Source organism: Pantoea sp. X-Soil-OKNW-713, from assembly GCF_059730685.1.
On record NZ_AP035995.1, the window covers coordinates 1,115,879 to 1,131,574 of the forward strand.

The 15,696-nt window shown below is 54.0% G+C and carries 16 protein-coding genes and 1 other RNA gene; 9 read left to right on the forward strand and 8 right to left on the reverse strand.

What is annotated here, in order from left to right; all coding sequences use genetic code 11:
* The first annotated feature begins 7 nt into the window (after positions 1–7).
* From AC6I8R_RS05030 to amtB, 4 genes are all read left to right on the forward strand, one after another.
* Positions 8–1,777: a SmdA family multidrug ABC transporter permease/ATP-binding protein gene (locus AC6I8R_RS05030; RefSeq protein ID WP_021185831.1), complete on the forward strand. Its 1,770-nt coding sequence runs from the start codon at positions 8–10 to the stop codon at positions 1,775–1,777.
* Complete coding sequence (locus AC6I8R_RS05035) at positions 1,770–3,545, forward strand: SmdB family multidrug efflux ABC transporter permease/ATP-binding protein (protein ID WP_415174729.1); 1,776 nt, start codon at positions 1,770–1,772, stop codon at positions 3,543–3,545. The genes AC6I8R_RS05030 and AC6I8R_RS05035 overlap by 8 nt, the downstream gene beginning before the upstream one ends.
* Positions 3,546–3,803: 258 nt before the next feature.
* Positions 3,804–4,142: a P-II family nitrogen regulator gene (gene glnK / locus AC6I8R_RS05040; protein WP_007886947.1), complete on the forward strand. Its 339-nt coding sequence runs from the start codon at positions 3,804–3,806 to the stop codon at positions 4,140–4,142.
* Positions 4,143–4,173: 31 nt separating this feature from the next.
* Positions 4,174–5,463: an ammonium transporter AmtB gene (gene amtB / locus AC6I8R_RS05045; RefSeq protein ID WP_013508147.1), complete on the forward strand. Its 1,290-nt coding sequence runs from the start codon at positions 4,174–4,176 to the stop codon at positions 5,461–5,463.
* A 72-nt stretch (positions 5,464–5,535) separates the two neighbouring features.
* On the opposite strand, the gene tesB is transcribed toward amtB, so the two are convergent.
* Positions 5,536–6,399 carry an acyl-CoA thioesterase II gene (gene tesB, locus AC6I8R_RS05050; RefSeq protein WP_021185829.1) on the reverse strand — a complete coding sequence of 288 codons (864 nt, stop codon included), beginning with the start codon at positions 6,397–6,399 and terminating at the stop codon, positions 5,536–5,538.
* 206 nt (positions 6,400–6,605) lie between these two features.
* Here tesB and AC6I8R_RS05055 point away from each other — a divergent pair, with 206 nt between their 5' ends.
* Positions 6,606–7,163, forward strand: a complete 558-nt coding sequence (locus AC6I8R_RS05055) for a YbaY family lipoprotein (protein WP_021185828.1) — start codon at positions 6,606–6,608, stop codon at positions 7,161–7,163.
* A gap of 53 nt (positions 7,164–7,216) precedes the next feature.
* Here AC6I8R_RS05055 and AC6I8R_RS05060 read toward each other — a convergent pair whose 3' ends face one another.
* Positions 7,217–7,531, reverse strand: coding sequence for an MGMT family protein (locus tag AC6I8R_RS05060; RefSeq protein WP_013508150.1), 315 nt, complete (start codon positions 7,529–7,531; stop codon positions 7,217–7,219).
* Between the two features lie 168 nt (positions 7,532–7,699).
* Between AC6I8R_RS05060 and ffs the strand changes: the two genes are divergently transcribed.
* Positions 7,700–7,796, forward strand: an RNA gene (gene ffs, locus AC6I8R_RS05065) — signal recognition particle sRNA small type.
* Positions 7,797–7,929: 133 nt separating this feature from the next.
* Here ffs and hha read toward each other — a convergent pair.
* From hha to AC6I8R_RS05080, 3 genes are all read right to left on the reverse strand, one after another.
* Entirely contained in the window at positions 7,930–8,148 is a 219-nt protein-coding gene (hha, locus tag AC6I8R_RS05070; protein WP_013508151.1) for a hemolysin expression-modulating protein Hha, read from the reverse strand.
* A 24-nt stretch (positions 8,149–8,172) separates the two neighbouring features.
* Entirely contained in the window at positions 8,173–8,550 is a 378-nt protein-coding gene (gene tomB, locus AC6I8R_RS05075) for an Hha toxicity modulator TomB (RefSeq protein ID WP_021185827.1), read from the reverse strand.
* Positions 8,551–8,696: 146 nt separating this feature from the next.
* The gene (locus AC6I8R_RS05080) at positions 8,697–9,050 is read right to left on the reverse strand and encodes a hypothetical protein (RefSeq protein WP_208725495.1); all 354 of its coding nucleotides are present in this window, start codon (positions 9,048–9,050) and stop codon (positions 8,697–8,699) included.
* A gap of 351 nt (positions 9,051–9,401) precedes the next feature.
* Here AC6I8R_RS05080 and AC6I8R_RS05085 point away from each other — a divergent pair, with 351 nt between their 5' ends.
* Genes AC6I8R_RS05085 through AC6I8R_RS05095 form a run of 3 tightly spaced genes read left to right on the forward strand, consistent with a single transcriptional unit; the run spans position 9,402 to position 11,795 of the window.
* Entirely contained in the window at positions 9,402–10,058 is a 657-nt protein-coding gene (locus tag AC6I8R_RS05085; protein WP_415174727.1) for a metal ABC transporter ATP-binding protein, read from the forward strand.
* Positions 10,055–10,894, forward strand: coding sequence for a metal ABC transporter permease (locus tag AC6I8R_RS05090; protein ID WP_021185823.1), 840 nt, complete (start codon positions 10,055–10,057; stop codon positions 10,892–10,894). Before AC6I8R_RS05085 ends, AC6I8R_RS05090 begins: the two co-directional genes overlap by 4 nt.
* Before the next feature lie 22 nt (positions 10,895–10,916).
* Positions 10,917–11,795: a metal ABC transporter substrate-binding protein gene (locus AC6I8R_RS05095; protein ID WP_415174726.1), complete on the forward strand. Its 879-nt coding sequence runs from the start codon at positions 10,917–10,919 to the stop codon at positions 11,793–11,795.
* Between the two features lie 45 nt (positions 11,796–11,840).
* Here the strand turns inward: AC6I8R_RS05095 and ykgO are convergent, their stop codons facing one another.
* The 3 genes from ykgO to AC6I8R_RS05110 all read right to left on the reverse strand — a co-directional run bounded on the left by ykgO (position 11,841) and on the right by AC6I8R_RS05110 (position 15,694).
* Positions 11,841–11,984, reverse strand: coding sequence for a type B 50S ribosomal protein L36 (gene ykgO, locus AC6I8R_RS05100; protein WP_013508157.1), 144 nt, complete (start codon positions 11,982–11,984; stop codon positions 11,841–11,843).
* Positions 11,985–11,995: 11 nt separating this feature from the next.
* A complete protein-coding gene (locus AC6I8R_RS05105; protein ID WP_021185821.1) occupies positions 11,996–12,256 on the reverse strand; it encodes a type B 50S ribosomal protein L31 in 261 nt (86 codons plus the stop codon).
* 288 nt (positions 12,257–12,544) lie between these two features.
* A complete protein-coding gene (locus AC6I8R_RS05110) occupies positions 12,545–15,694 on the reverse strand; it encodes an efflux RND transporter permease subunit (RefSeq protein ID WP_415174725.1) in 3,150 nt (1,049 codons plus the stop codon).
* Positions 15,695–15,696: the final 2 nt, after the last annotated feature.

A 15,696-nucleotide genomic window follows, 5' to 3' on the forward strand; every position in this document is an offset into this window, starting at 1 on the left:
CAGTCTTGTGCGATTATTCAGCCAGTTAAGTTGGTATTTTCTGCGCGAGTGGCGGCGATATCTGGGCGCGGTCACTCTGCTCATCATCATTGCGCTTCTGCAATTGCTGCCACCGCATTTGGTGGGCGTAATTGTTGATGGCGTTACCCAACATACCTTAAGCACCGGACGACTGATGATGTGGATCGGCGTGATGCTGGTCACTGCGGTGGTGGTTTATCTGCTGCGTTATGTCTGGCGCGTGCTGCTGTTCGGAGCCTCTTACCAACTGGCGGTGAAATTACGTGAAGATTTTTACCGTCAATTGAGCCGCCAGCATCCGGCATTTTACCTGCGTCATCGCACCGGTGATCTGATCGCCCGCGCCACCAACGATGTTGACCGCGTGGTCTTCGCCGCCGGAGAAGGGGTGCTGACGCTGGTGGATTCACTGGTGATGGGTTGTGTGGTGCTGGTGGTGATGAGTGTACAAATCAGCTGGCAGTTGACGTTACTGGCGCTGGTGCCGATGCCGATTATGGCGCTGATTATCCATCGCTACGGCAATCAGTTGCATGATCGTTTCAAACTGGCACAGGCAGCGTTCTCCAGCCTGAATGATCAAACTCAGGAAAGCCTGACCAGCATTCGCATGATCAAAGCCTTTGGTCTGGAAGATCATCAGTCGCAGCAGTTTGCGGCCATCGCGCGTGATACTGGCGAGAAAAACCTGCGAGTGGCAAGGGTAGATGCGCGTTTTGATCCCACCATCTATATCGCGATTGGTTTCTCCAATTTGCTGGCGATTGGTGGCGGGAGCTGGATGGTGTGGCATGGCAGCCTGACGTTAGGGCAGCTCACCAGCTTTGTAATGTACCTCGGCCTGATGATTTGGCCGATGCTGGCACTGGCGTGGATGTTCAATATCGTTGAGCGTGGCAGCGCGGCCTGGAGCCGTATCCGTGCGTTGCTGGCGGAAGCTCCGGCAGTGGAAGACGGCCAACAAATGCTGCCGCCGGAAGCCGGGAATTTGCAGGTGGCGATCCGCGAGTTTCGCTATCCGGCGAGTGCCGGTGTGGCGCTCAGCCATGTCAATTTTCAGCTTAAACCCGGCCAAATGCTGGGCTTATGTGGCCCCACTGGCTGTGGCAAAAGCACGCTGTTAAGTTTGCTTCAGCGCCATTTCGACCTTGAACAAGGCGATATTCGCTATCACAACACCCCACTGTCGCAGTTGCGCATTGATAGCTGGCGCAGCCGCCTGGCGGTAGTGAGCCAGACGCCGTTCCTGTTTTCCGATACCGTCGCTAATAACCTTGCGTTAGGTCGCCCCAATGCCAGCCAGCAGGAGATTGAGCAGGTGGCGAAGATGGCCTGCGTTCATGAGGATATCCTGCGCCTGCCGCAGGGCTATGAAACCGAGGTGGGTGAACGTGGCGTGATGCTCTCAGGCGGTCAGAAGCAGCGCATCGCTATTGCGCGTGCGCTGTTGCTGAATGCCGAGATCCTGATTCTGGATGATGCTTTATCTGCGGTGGATGGACGCACCGAGCACGATATTCTGCACAACCTGCGGCAATGGGGTCGGGGCCGAACGCTGATTATCAGTGCGCATCGTTTGTCGGCGCTGACCGAAGCCAGCGAAATTCTGGTATTGCAGCAGGGTCAGGTGATGCAGCGTGGTGACCACGACGATCTGGTCGCAGAAAGCGGTTGGTATCGTGATATGTACCGTTATCAGCAACTGGAAGCGGCGCTGGACGAGGATGAGATCAGCGAAGGAGCGAGTCGTGGCTAAATCTGTGCGTCTGTGGCCTACCTTGAAACGTTTACTGGCCTACGGCAAACCGTGGCGTAAATCGTTATGGCTGGCCGTGGGCATGTTATGGCTGGCGGCGGCGGCCGAAGTCACCGGGCCGGTGTTAGTCAGTTATTTTATTGATCATCTGGTGGCGCAACACCAGATGCCGTGGGGCATTGTCGCCGGGTTGGTGGTCGGATTTATTCTGCTGCAATTGCTGGCAGCGGGCCTGCACTATTTTCAGTCGTTGCTGTTCAACCGCGCGGCGATCGGTGTGGTGCAAAAATTACGTTCTGATGTGATGAATGCCGCGCTACGTCAGCCGTTAAGCGCCTTCGATACCCAACCGGTCGGGCAAATCATCTCACGCGTGACCAACGATACCGAGGTGATCCGCGATCTGTATGTCACGGTGGTGGCAACGGTGTTGCGCAGTGCCGCGTTGATCGGCGCGATGCTGGTGGCCATGTTTGCGCTCGACTGGCGTATGGCGCTGGTGGCGATTGTAATTTTCCCGCTGGTATTGACGGTGATGTTGATCTATCAGCGCTACAGCACACCGATAGCGCGCCGGGTGCGTAGCTACCTGGCCGATATCAATAACGGCTTCAATGAAGTGATTAACGGCATGAGTGTCATCCAGCAGTTCCGCCAGCAGGCGCGCTTTGGTGAGCGCATGGGGGAGGCCAGCCGTTCGCACTATCTGGCGCGAATGGAGACGCTACGACTGGATGGCTTCTTGCTGCGTCCATTGCTGAGTTTATTCTCTGCACTAATTTTGTGCGGCCTGCTGATGCTGTTCAGCTTTGCTAACCCAGGCGTGTTTGAGGTGGGCGTTCTGTATGCCTTTATCACTTACCTCGGGCGTCTGAATGAGCCGTTGATTGAACTCACTACCCAGCAATCGATGCTGCAACAGGCGGTGGTGTCGGGTGAGCGCATCTTTGAGTTGATGGATGCGACTCAGCAGGATTACGGCACGGATAACCGGCCACTGGCCTCCGGGCGTATTTCCCTGCGTGATGTCAGCTTCGCCTATCGCGCCGATCGTGACGTGTTAAGCCAGATCGATCTGGACGTGCCGCCCCGTGGCTTTATTGCGTTGGTTGGCCATACCGGCAGTGGCAAAAGTACGCTGGCAAACCTGCTGATGGGGTACTACCCGGTGACGCGCGGCAGTATCGAACTGGACGGTCGTCCATTGCCACAACTGACGCATCAGGCGTTACGTCAGGGGGTAGCGATGGTGCAACAGGACCCGGTGGTGCTGGCAGATACCTTGCTCGCCAATGTCCGTCTTGGGCGCGATATCCCGGAGCAGGCGGTGTGGCAGGCGCTGGAGACGGTGCAGCTTGCCGCGCTGGTGCGCGCTATGCCGGAGGGTATTCACACCCGGTTGGGCGAGCAGGGCAATAACCTGTCGGTCGGTCAGAAACAGTTGTTAGCGCTGGCGCGGGTGCTGGTATCGCTGCCGCAAATTTTGATCCTTGATGAAGCCACCGCCAATATCGATTCCGGCACTGAGCAGGCGATTCAGCACGCCCTGCGTGCCTTACGTCAGCACAGCACGCTGGTGGTGATCGCGCATCGCCTCTCCACTATTACTGAGGCAGACCAGATTCTGGTCCTGCATCGCGGTCAGGTCGCTGAACGCGGTACGCATACCCAGTTACTGGCGCAACAGGGGCGTTACTGGCAAATGTATCAGCTGCAACAGGCGGGCGATGAACTCGCGGCGGGCATTCCCTTAACGACTGAAGGGTGACTTGCACCTTTTTTGCGCACCTTTATCGGATTATTCTGTAGAAATGCACTTCTTTGAGGCTGTGAGCACCAAAGAGGTGCAAACAATCCACTCCTTTCTTCCTTTCCTGCTGGTATTTGTGTTGTTCATCACAGAACGAAGCGCGCTGTAGCGCGGCTAATCTGCTGACTCTGCGGTTTTTTTATTTATGGCACACCCTTTGCTTATATCCCTGCGTGTCCGGTAAGACTCACTCATTAAATACCTGGAGGGGATCGTATGAAGCTGGTTACCGTGGTAATCAAACCATTTAAGCTGGAGGACGTGCGTGAAGCCTTATCCTCTATTGGCATTCAGGGACTGACAGTTACCGAAGTGAAGGGTTTCGGTCGCCAGAAAGGTCACGCAGAGCTTTATCGCGGTGCCGAGTACAGCGTGAACTTCCTGCCAAAAGTAAAAATTGATATCGCCATTGCTGATGATCAACTGGACGAAGTCGTGGATGTGATCAGCAAAGCCGCTTACACCGGCAAGATTGGCGACGGCAAAATTTTCGTTGCGGAACTGCAACGCGTTATCCGTATTCGTACTGGCGAGACCGACGAAGCAGCACTGTAACTAGGCCTTGATTGTGATGGGATGGAAAGAAATGAATAAAATGATGACGAAGTTAGGCCTGACCAGCCTGGCGCTGTTACCGTCTCTGGCCATGGCGGCAGCTCCTGCCGTTGCGGATAAAGCCGATAACGCGTTTATGATGATCTGCACCGCGTTGGTGTTGTTCATGTCGATTCCGGGCATCGCCCTGTTTTACGGCGGTCTGATCCGCGGTAAAAACGTATTGTCCATGCTGACTCAGGTAGCGGTAACCTTCTCTCTGGTTTGTGTGCTGTGGATGATTTACGGTTACTCGCTGGCTTTCAGCGAAGGCAATGCCTTCTTCGGTAGCTTCCAGTGGGCGATGTTGAAAAATATCGAGCTGAAAGCGCTGATGGGCACCTTCTATCAATATATTCACGTTGCGTTCCAGGCTTCCTTCGCCTGTATCACCGTGGGCCTGATTGTGGGTTCCATTGCGGAACGTATTCGTTTCTCTGCGGTGCTGATTTTCGTTGCGGTATGGCTGACTCTGGCTTATCTGCCGATTGCACACATGGTCTGGGCTGGCGGTCTGCTGGCATCTGATGGCGCGCTGGACTTCGCGGGCGGTACCGTTGTTCACATCAACGCTGCGGTTGCTGGTCTGGTCGGTGCTTATCTGGTGGGCAAACGTGCTGGCTTCGGTAAAGAAGCATTTAAACCGCACAACCTGCCAATGGTGTTCACGGGTACTGCAATCCTGTATGTGGGCTGGTTCGGCTTCAACGCGGGTTCTGCTTCTGCTGCCAACGAAATCGCTGCCCTGGCATTCCTGAACACCGTCATTGCGACGGCGGGTGCGGTACTGTCCTGGACCTTCGGTGAGTGGGCACTGCGTGGTAAGCCTTCTCTGCTGGGTGCCTCTTCAGGCTTCATCGCAGGTCTGGTTGCTATCACTCCGGCGTGTGGTTATGTCGGTGTTGGCGGCGCGCTGATTATCGGTCTGGTCGGTGGTTTGGCTGGCCTGTGGGGTGTCACCACCCTGAAGAAATGGCTGCGTGTTGATGACCCGTGTGATGTGTTCGGTGTGCACGGCGTGTGCGGCATCGTGGGTTGTATCCTGACTGGCGTGTTCGCTTCCTCTTCACTGGGTGGCGTAGGTTATGCTGAAGGCGTAACTATGGGCCATCAGGTGTGGATCCAGCTGTTCAGCGTGGGTGTCACCATCGTCTGGTCTGGTGTGGTTGCCTTCATTGGCTTCAAACTGGCCGATATGATTGTTGGCCTGCGTGTTCCGGAAGATCAGGAACGTGAAGGTCTGGATGTTAACAGCCACGGCGAAAACGCTTACAACCAGTAAGAGCCGGGCTGAAAAAGAGAGCAGTGCGCTAAAATAATAAAAAGCAGAAGGGGCGAGTCATCGCCCCTTTTTTTATTCGCTGCGTTGGCGCATCACCCCTTCCTGCACCGTGGTTGCCACCAGCGTGCCATCCTGAGTAAAAAACTCCCCGCGTACAAACCCGCGTGCACCTGATGCTGAGGTGCTGACTACGCTATACAGCAGCCATTCTGACAGGTCGAACGGGCGGTGGAACCACATTGAGTGGTCGATAGTCGCGACCTGCATGTCGGGCTCAAGGAAGCCTTTGCCGTGCGGCTGAAGCGCTACAGGCAGGAAGTTGAGGTCTGATGCATAGCCAAGCAGATATTGGTGAATTCGGCGATCCTGCGGCAGTTGACCGTTAGCACGCACCCACACCTGACGTACCGGCTCATCAACACGGCCTTTCAGCGGGTTGTGAATCTGCACCGGACGAATATCGAGTGGACGTTCAGAGAGGAATTTTTCCCGTAATTTAATCGGCAGATGCGCTGCCAGCTTATGCGCCAGATCCTGTTCCGATGGCAAATTATCCGGGGCGGGGACCTGTGGCATGCTGTTCTGATGCTCAAATCCGCTTTCCGGTGCCTGGAACGAGGCCGTCATGTAGAAGATCGGTTGTCCATTTTGCACAGCGCTGACGCGGCGCGCGCTAAAGCTTTTGCCATCCCGTAGAGTTTCCACATCATAGATAATGGCTTTCTGGCTATCGCCCGGACGCAGGAAGTAACTATGGAATGAGTGAATGATACGTGCTTCCGGCACTGTCTGTTTCGCTGCATAAAGCGCCTGGCCAACCACCTGACCACCAAACACCTGACGCAGGCCGAGGTCTTCGCTTTGACCGCGAAATAATCCCTCTTCCAGTTTTTCCAGATTCAACAAATTAAGCAGGTTGTGCAGTGCCTGGCTCATAACGGATTCCTCAGTGATACCGGTCGGGCAAGTGTGAAAGATCCGACCAGTTGTCGTCAATCTTTTTGCCGTGGTTTCAGCAATCTAAGACCCGTCTTAAGCGCATTGCGGATTCTTGTGCCAGAATTAAGGGCATTCGGCGGTGGAATAGCTGCACATTATTTTTTCCCGCCGACAATCATAGTGTTCATAAGGAGACGACATCAATGAAACTCTGGCAAATCATTAGCGGTATGACATTGGCTGTGGCGGTCGCAGGGTGCGCGGATCACAGCAAACCGGTGGCAACGCCAACGTTGGGTGCAACGGTTGCCGGACAGCAAACGACCATTGCGCAGCCGAATGTAAGTGGCTCCATTTATATTCGCCAGCGTATTGCGTTACCGCCGGATGCGGTGCTGACGGTGACTCTGTCAGATGCCTCACAGTCCGATGCGCCATCCCGAGTGCTGGCGCAGCATGTGGTGCGTACCGAGGGTAAACAGGCACCGTTCCAGTTTGTGCTGCCCTTTAACCCGGCAGATATCCAGCCGAACGCACGCATTCTGTTGAGTGCAGCAATAGCCATTGATGGCAGACTGGCGTTTATCACTGATACGGTGAAACCGGTGATTAATCAGGGCGGAACCAAGGTCGAATTGTTGCTGGTGCCTACCACCAATATGGCGATGCCAACGCAGCCTGGTGCGGCAACGACCGTGCCGTCTACCTCCCCAACGCAGGTGACACCATCGTCTTCAGTGCCTGCTGCGACCAGTATGTAAACGGATATCGTCCCGGCGCGATTTATCGCACCGGGACGAATGTGTACCGGGTATCAATCCTGATCCCAACGATATCGCGCCAGTTCAATTTCTCCCGCATCACTCACCTCGATCCCTTCAGCTTCCAGCGCATCGCGCTGACGAAACAAATCATCACCCTGTAGCGAAATACGCCCGTGACGATTCAGGACTCGATGCCAGGGTAACTGGCTGCCGGGCGGGAGACGTTTCAGCACGCCACCCACCTGACGTGCCGCACGCGGGGAGCCAGCCAGACGGGCGACATCACCATAGGTCATCACTTTACCGGGGGGAATGGCGGCAACAATCTGCCACACGCGCTGCGGAAAGCTATCGTGTTCACTCATTGGGTCGTCCTGAATAACCGCAAAGGGCAGACTTTAACATGAACCAGGGCAGGTATAATCGCCTGTCTGTTCAAGAAAACAACGGTCATCCGGCGTTTGCTTGCAATTGCCGGGGGCTTACCTGATAATGCCAGCGCTCTCGTAATGAGGGCTAGTCAATGGGGGCCCTGTTGGTTCTCCCGCAATGCTAACTTGTGAACTCGGTCAGGTCCGGAAGGAAGCAGCCGCAGCAGGCGACGCGTGTGCCGGGATGTAGCTGGCAGGGCCTCCACCATTTCTGCCTCGAAAAAATCCCCTTAAATTCAATCAATAGCGTGCTGCTGGCACTCCTTTGCCAGTGAAAGGTCAATCCCTGAAAATCGGTTGCTGCAACAGGCTGGGCAAGAGAAGGGAAATACTTAGCGGACGAACTTCCAGACAGATCCGGGCACTTTATCGTAGAGCTTATTCATCGTCAGCTCTGCAAGGCGGTGATCGGCAGCCGAGTAAAATACCGCTAACTCGTCATCGGACAATTCATACTTGTTTTTTTCAATCACCCGCTCAAGGGTATCGATTGAGCGACAGCGGCGCAGTCGCATCAAATAATCGGTTTTGGTTAAGGCTTGATTGCTCATAAATAAATCGTTCTCACTCTGATGCTAAAAGGAATGGCTGGGTTGCTGTAGAAAAGCGCACTCTTCGGCAAACAGGTTAAATAAGCGTCGTGCTGAACGTTGCCAACGTTGAAGATCCTGAGTATTGATTCCGTAACTGCTAAACAACATAAAGGTATCGTCAAGATATTCATCGATTTGCGTTATCAGTGCTTCATCTTCAACATGCTTAATTTTGTAATTCATCGTGAAAGACGCGATATGCTCAATCAAATCGTTGAGCTGTAAATTGCTTTCAGAAGTAGGATCATTAACCCAGCCATGATGACTGTCAGTTAATGTTGCCATACTTTCGTCAAACAGGTTCTCACACAGAAATTTAAGCTGGGCAATATCATGCCGTTTCGGTGAGTATTCGTCCATCTTTTTCCCCTCCATAGCTAGCACGGTTACCGCAGCGCGGCGAGATTTGGAAAAGTGGCCAGGAAGCGATCACGAATAAAATGAATTCAGCGACTCCTCAAATATAATCCAGATTCATTAGTTTTGCTCACCTCCATTACCAAATATTACAATTCATCGGCGGGTGAAGGGCGTGTATTGTCTATCACTTCGAACACCAGTGCGCCCGGCTGGATATGAAACAGAACATCTTCCTGACGTGTAAAGGTTTCATTTAAATCCTGACAGGGACTAAATAAATTCCACTGGAAATCGTAAAGCATTTTAAATCGATTATTAGCGATAATCTTGATGGAAATAATGCGAAAACTCTCGGGAACTAATCGCGCATTTTGTGAATACCATTGTAAATCACCCGCCAGCGCTGAGGCTATTTTGAGAATATTCCCTTGAATTAATGCCTGCAACTTTGTGCAGTTATCCTCACCGACCGCAATATCACAATGAATAATGGCCTGCATCGTTAACCCGGTATAAAGGCTGTTGTTTCTATCATTGGGGTTTCTGACAAACATTGCAAGCTCACCTTAAGCATAAATAGCTATTGTTGTGATGGATTGCATTACGGGAGGTCATGAGAAGGAGGCGAATTCGAAAGGTGAGGGAGGATGCTGGATAACGCTGGTTAACTTTTGAAACACTTTCCCCCTGACTAACCGACAGAAGAGTCTGATAGTGTATTGTTATGTTATAACATCTTGGTTGTACTGTATGAATCATAGTGGATTACTGTTGTCGCTAGGCGGGCGCTTGCTGGTCGCGCTGCTGTTGGTTGCCCTGTTGGGATTGGCTATTGTGTGGGGCATGCAAAAATGATGCGTTTTCACCACTTGCAGGCTGGTTATCAAGGGCAAAGGGTTACACCAACGATCAACGGTGAGTTGGTAGCAGGCAGTATGACGGCGTTGATTGGCGCCAATGGCAGCGGAAAATCGACGCTGTTGAAAACCATCGCCGGTTTACTGACGCCGATTTCAGGGCGTTGTGAGCTGAAGGTTTCCCGTAAAGAGCTGGGTTGGCTGCCACAGCGTACCGAGTTGGAAAAGCGCTTCCCTGTCACGGCCTATGAGTTGGTCGCGATGGGGTGCTGGCCGCGTTGTGGTTGGTTTGGCGCGATTAACCGCGCGCTACGCAAAGAGATTGATGCGGCGCTTGATGCGGTGCAGATGCGTGATTTCGCGGATGCACAGCCTGCCACCTTGTCAGGAGGTCAGTTACAGCGCGTGTTATTCGCCCGCCTGATGCTGCAACGCAGCAAGTTGTGGCTGCTGGATGAACCCTTTAATGGTATCGACAGCCAGACCGTGACCTTATTGATGTCAATCCTGCAACAGCAGCAACAGGCAGGCACCACCTTGTTGGTGGTATTGCATGACCGTCCTTTGGTTGAACGTTATTTTCAGGATGTGTTGTCGTTGGATGCAGTTGAATCCGCCCGGGTCTCTCTGTTGCAGAAGGTGGCATCGTGACCTTACTGCAACCTTTCATCGAATTCGGTTTTATGCGCCGTGCTCTGGTGGCCTGTGTGGCGCTGGCGCTGAGTGCCACACCACTGGGTGTGTTTCTCTCATTACGACGCATGAGCCTGATTGGCGATGCACTTTCTCACGCGGTGCTGCCTGGCGCAGCGATTGGCTATCTCATCTCTGGTTTGTCGCTGGTGGCAATGGGGATTGGTGGCTTGATTGCCGGTCTGGCCGTTGCGCTTCTCTCCGGTGCTGTCAGCCGATATACCCCGCTTAAAGAAGATGCCAGCTTTGCCGGTTTTTATCTGGGTTCGTTGGCACTGGGGGTCACCCTGGTGTCACTACGCGGTTCCAGCGTTGACCTGCTGCATGTGCTGTTTGGCTCGCTACTGGCGGTGGATAACGCAGCAATTGTGCTGGTCGGCGGTATTGCTGCCTTCACGTTACTGATGCTGGCGATCATTTATCGTCCGCTGGTGATAGACGCCTTCGACCCCGATTTTCTGCGCGCACAGGGCAAATGGAGTGCCCCTCTGGTGCACGGCATTTTTCTCACTCTGGTGGTCCTCAATCTGGTGGCCGGTTTTCAGGTGCTGGGCACTTTGATGTCGGTGGGATTGATGATGTTGCCCGCCGCCAGCGCCCGTTTCTGGAGTCGCCATCTCGCCTGCATGCTCGGCGTTGCCATGTTGCTGGCAGTGATCGCTGCGCTGATCGGGCTGATGTTGTCGTGGCATTACTCACTGCCTGCGGGGCCGGCGGTGGTGCTGAGTGCCGCCGGACTTTTTTTGCTTTCTGTTTTGACAGGACCATGTGGCGGTTTACTGCGCCGCCGATAACGAAACCAATAAGGGGATATGTATGAAGAAGTTACCGATTAGCCTGGCGTTGGGTGCCATGTTGATCAGCCCGCTGGCGCTGGCAAAAACGGTGGATGCGGTAGCGAGTTTTACCGTGCTGGCGGATATCGTGAAACAAGTTGGTGGCGATCACGTTAAAGTTAAATCGCTGGTGGGGCCAAATGGCGATCCTCACACTTTTGAACCCACTCCGCAGGATAGCCAGGCACTGGCGCAGGCGGATGTGGTGTTCGTCAGCGGTCTGGGGCTGGAAGGCTGGATGGATCGACTGGTGAGCGCATCAGGTTACAAAGGCACGCTGGTGGTGGCCTCAACCGGCATCAATACCCGTCAAATGGTGGATGATGGTAAAACCATTACCGATCCGCACGCGTGGAACAGCATGGCGAATGGCGTGATTTATGCCACTAACGTTATGAACGCGTTAATCAAGGCCGATCCGGAAGATGCCGCCGCCATTCGTAAACAGGGCGAAAACTATATCCAGCAATTACAGAAACTCGATAGCTGGGCAAAAACATCCTTTGCCGCTGTACCGCAGAATAAACGCAAAGTGCTGACCAGCCATGATGCGTTTGGTTATTTTGGCCAGCGCTATGGCGTGGAATTCCTCGCCCCGGTCGGTTTCTCAACGGAAGCGGAAGCCAGCGCCAGCGATGTCGCCTCGATTATCAAACAGCTTAAGGCTGAGCACATCAATACCTACTTTATGGAGAATCAGACCGATCCGCGTCTGGTGAAGCAGATTGCCAGCGCAACCGGCGCCAAACCGGGTGGTGAACTGTATCCGGAAGCGCTGTCGGAAGCCAATGGTCCGGCCGCCAGTTATGAAGCAGCATTCAAGCACAACGTGAATGCCATGCTGAAAAGTATGCAGTAATAAAAAAGGCCGGGTATTAACCCGGCCAATTATCACGACACCATCCTAACGTTTTTTCTTCTTTCTTCCCTGTACCGCTTTAAAGCGCGGATTGGTTTTACAGATCACATAGATACGACCTTTACGACGCACGACTTTGCAATCTTTGTGACGGGTCTTCGCTGAACGCAATGAACTCAATACCTGCATGTGGTGCTCCGTTATGCCTTACCGCGACCGAGGAAACGACCAAAACGCTGGTTGAAGCGTGCCGCGCTGCCTTCTTTGGCAAAATCTTTCTGTTTGCCGGTGTAGTACACATGCGATTTTGAAGAGACATCGAGTGTGACATAGGGCAGCACTTCGCCTTCAAATTCGATAGTACGTTCAGTTTTGATGGTGGAGCCGACTTTGAAATATTCATTCGCCGTAGTGTCGTGGAACACCACCGGGCGGTAGTGGGGATGGATATCAGGTTTCATAATTTCTCGCTTTATGTAATGTTATAATATAACAATAGTATGAACCTGAGCGTCCCACAATGCAACTCGTAGCGGAGCGATTTATCGCCCCACCCACGATGCCGCACCTGCCCCGTAACGTCACGATTTATCGCCCCACCCACGATGCCGCACCTGCCCCGTAGCGTTACGATTTATCGCCCCACCCACGATGCCGTACCTGCCCCGTAGCGGCGCGATTTATCGCGCGGGTTGTGCTGAAAGCAAAAAAAAAGGCCGCATCAGCGGCCTTTTAAGGAAGGGAAAATCTTAGTGGCTATGGTTAACCGGATGGCCTTGTTCCAGTTCAGCTTTATTCTTGCTGAAACGGCGACGTACCACCACGAAGAACACCGGCACGAAGAAGATTGCCAGCGCGGTTGCGGTGACCATGCCGCCCATCACGCCTGTACCTACCGCGTTCTGTGCGCCAGAACCGGCACCGGTACTGATCGCCAGCGGCAGCACGCCGAGGATAAAGGCCAGCGAGGTCATCAGAATCGGGCGCAGACGCATACGGGATGCTTCAAGCGTTGATTCCACCAGGCCTTTGCCTTCTTTCTCCATCAAGTCCTTGGCGAACTCCACGATCAGGATGGCGTTCTTCGCCGACAGGCCGATGGTAGTCAGCAGACCCACCACGAAGTAGACGTCGTTGCTCAGACCACGCAGGGTAGTGAACAGCAACGCACCCACCACGCCGAGCGGAACCACCAACATTACCGAGAACGGAATCGACCAGCTTTCATACAGCGCAGCGAGACACAGGAACACCACAATCAACGAGATGGCGTACAGCGCCGGAGCCTGGTTACCGGAAAGTCGTTCCTGGTAGGACATACCCGTCCAGTCATAGCCGATACCGGCTGGCAGTTTCGCCGCCAGTTCTTCCATCAGGTTCATGGCATCACCGGAGCTTTTACCCGGTGCAGCCTGGCCGAGAATTTCCATCGACGGCAGGCCGTTATAACGTTCCAGACGTGGTGAACCATACTGCCACTTCGCACTGGAGAAGGCAGAGAATGGCACCATCTCACCGGCGCTGTTACGTACATACCATTTGCTGACGTCATCCGGCAGCATACGTGAATCTGGCTGCCCCATAACGTACACTTTCTTCACGCGACCACGGTCGATGAAGTCGTTGACGTAGGAACCACCCCATGCCGCACCCAGCGTGGTGTTGATGTCAGACAGCGAGACACCCAGCGCCGACGCTTTTTCCTGATCGATAATCAGTTTGTACTGCGGAGTATCTTCCAGGCCGTTAGGACGCACGCCCACCAGCGTATCCGGGTGCTGAGCGATCATACCGAACAGCTGATTACGTGCTTCGGTCAGCTTCTCATGTCCCAGGTTACCCTGATCAATGAGCTGGAAGTCGAAACCGGTGGCGTTACCCAGCTCGATAATCGCCGGCAGGTTGAACGGAATGACCATCGCATCTTTGATGGAACCCAGCGCACGCATCGCACGAGCGGCAAGGGCAGGCACTTTCATGTCGGCACTGCCACGCTCGTCCCACGGCTTGAGGCTGACGAAGGCGATACCGGTGTTCTGTCCACGACCGGCAAAGCCGAAGCCGTTAACGGTAAACACCGAGTTCACGCTGTCTTTCTCTTTAGTCAGGAAGTAATCCGTCACCTGGTCGAGCACTTTCTGCGTACGTTCCTGAGTCGCACCGGCAGGCAATTGCGCCTGAGCCAGCAGCAACCCCTGATCCTCTTCCGGCAGGAACGAGGTAGGAAGACGCAGGAACAGATACGCCATGCCGACAACAATGATCAGATAAAGTACCAGGTAACGACCGGTGCTGCGTACGATATGACCAACGCTATCAACGTAGTGATGGGTGCTCTTATCGAACAGGCGGTTAAACCAGCCGAAGAAACCGGTGGTTTTGCCGTGGCTGCCTTTCTCTACGGGTTTCAGCATGGTTGCGCACAGCGCAGGCGTCAGAATCAACGCCACCAGCACCGACAGGGCCATCGCTGACACGATGGTGATGGAGAACTGACGATAAATAACCCCGGTAGAGCCACCAAAGAAGGCCATCGGAATAAATACCGCGGAGAGCACCAGCGCAATACCCACCAGCGCGCCCTGAATCTGCTCCATCGATCGTTTCGTGGCTTCCTTGGGCGGCAGCCCCTCCTCGGCCATCACACGCTCAACGTTTTCTACCACCACGATGGCGTCATCCACCAACAGGCCGATGGCGAGCACCATCCCGAACATGGTGAGCGTGTTTATCGAGTAGCCGCAGGCGGCGATAATCGCAAAGGTTCCTAGCAATACGACCGGTACTGCAATGGTCGGGATCAGCGTGGCGCGGAAGTTCTGTAGGAACAGATACATCACCAGGAACACCAGCACGATCGCTTCCATCAGGGTTTTCACCACTTCGAAGATGGAGATTTTAACGAACGGCGTGGTGTCATACGGATAAACCACTTTCAGGCCGGCCGGGAAGAACGGTTGTAGCTTCGCCAGCTCGGCTTTTACCGCATCAGCGGTATCCAGGGCGTTAGCGCCGGTCGCCAGCTTGATACCGATACCGGAAGCGGGTTTACCGTTATAACGGGCGATGATGTCGTAGTTTTCCCCGCCCAGCTCAATCTTCGCCACGTCACGCAGACGCACCTGCGAACCATCGGTGTTGACCTTCAGCAGAATGTTGCCGAACTCGTCGGTCGATGTCAGACGGGTCTGAGCAATGATCGAGGCGTTCAACTGCTGTCCGGGCACCGGAGGTGTACCACCTAACTGACCGGCGGCCACCTGGGTGTTCTGGGTTGTCAGTGCGCTGATCACATCGACCGGTGTCAGCTGGAAGTTGTTGAGTTTGTGCGGATCAAGCCAGATACGCATCGCATACTGCGCACCAAATACCTGGGTATCACCCACCCCAGGAGTACGGCTGATCGGATCTTTGATGTTCGACGCAACGTAGTCCGAGATATCGTTCTGCGTCATGTTCGGATCATCACTGACAAAACCGGCCACCATCAGGAAGCTGCTGGAGGATTTTTTAACCTGAATCCCCTGCGACTGAACTTCCTGGGGCAGCAACGGCATCGCCAGTTGCAGTTTGTTCTGCACCTGAACCTGGGCGATATCCGCATCCGTACCGGACTGGAAAGTCAGGGTCAGGGTCAGGGTACCGGACGAGTCACTGCTCGAGGACATATACATCAGTCCATCGATACCATTCATATTTTGTTCGATGACCTGGGTCACCGAGTCTTGCAGCGTTTTCGCATCAGCACCCGGGTAGGAGGCCTGGATCTCAACTGCCGGCGGCGCAACATTAGGATATTGCTCGATAGGCAGACTGATGATCGATAGCGCACCCGCCAACATAATGATGATGGCGATTACCCACGCAAAAATGGGGCGATCGATAAAAAACTTAGCCATGT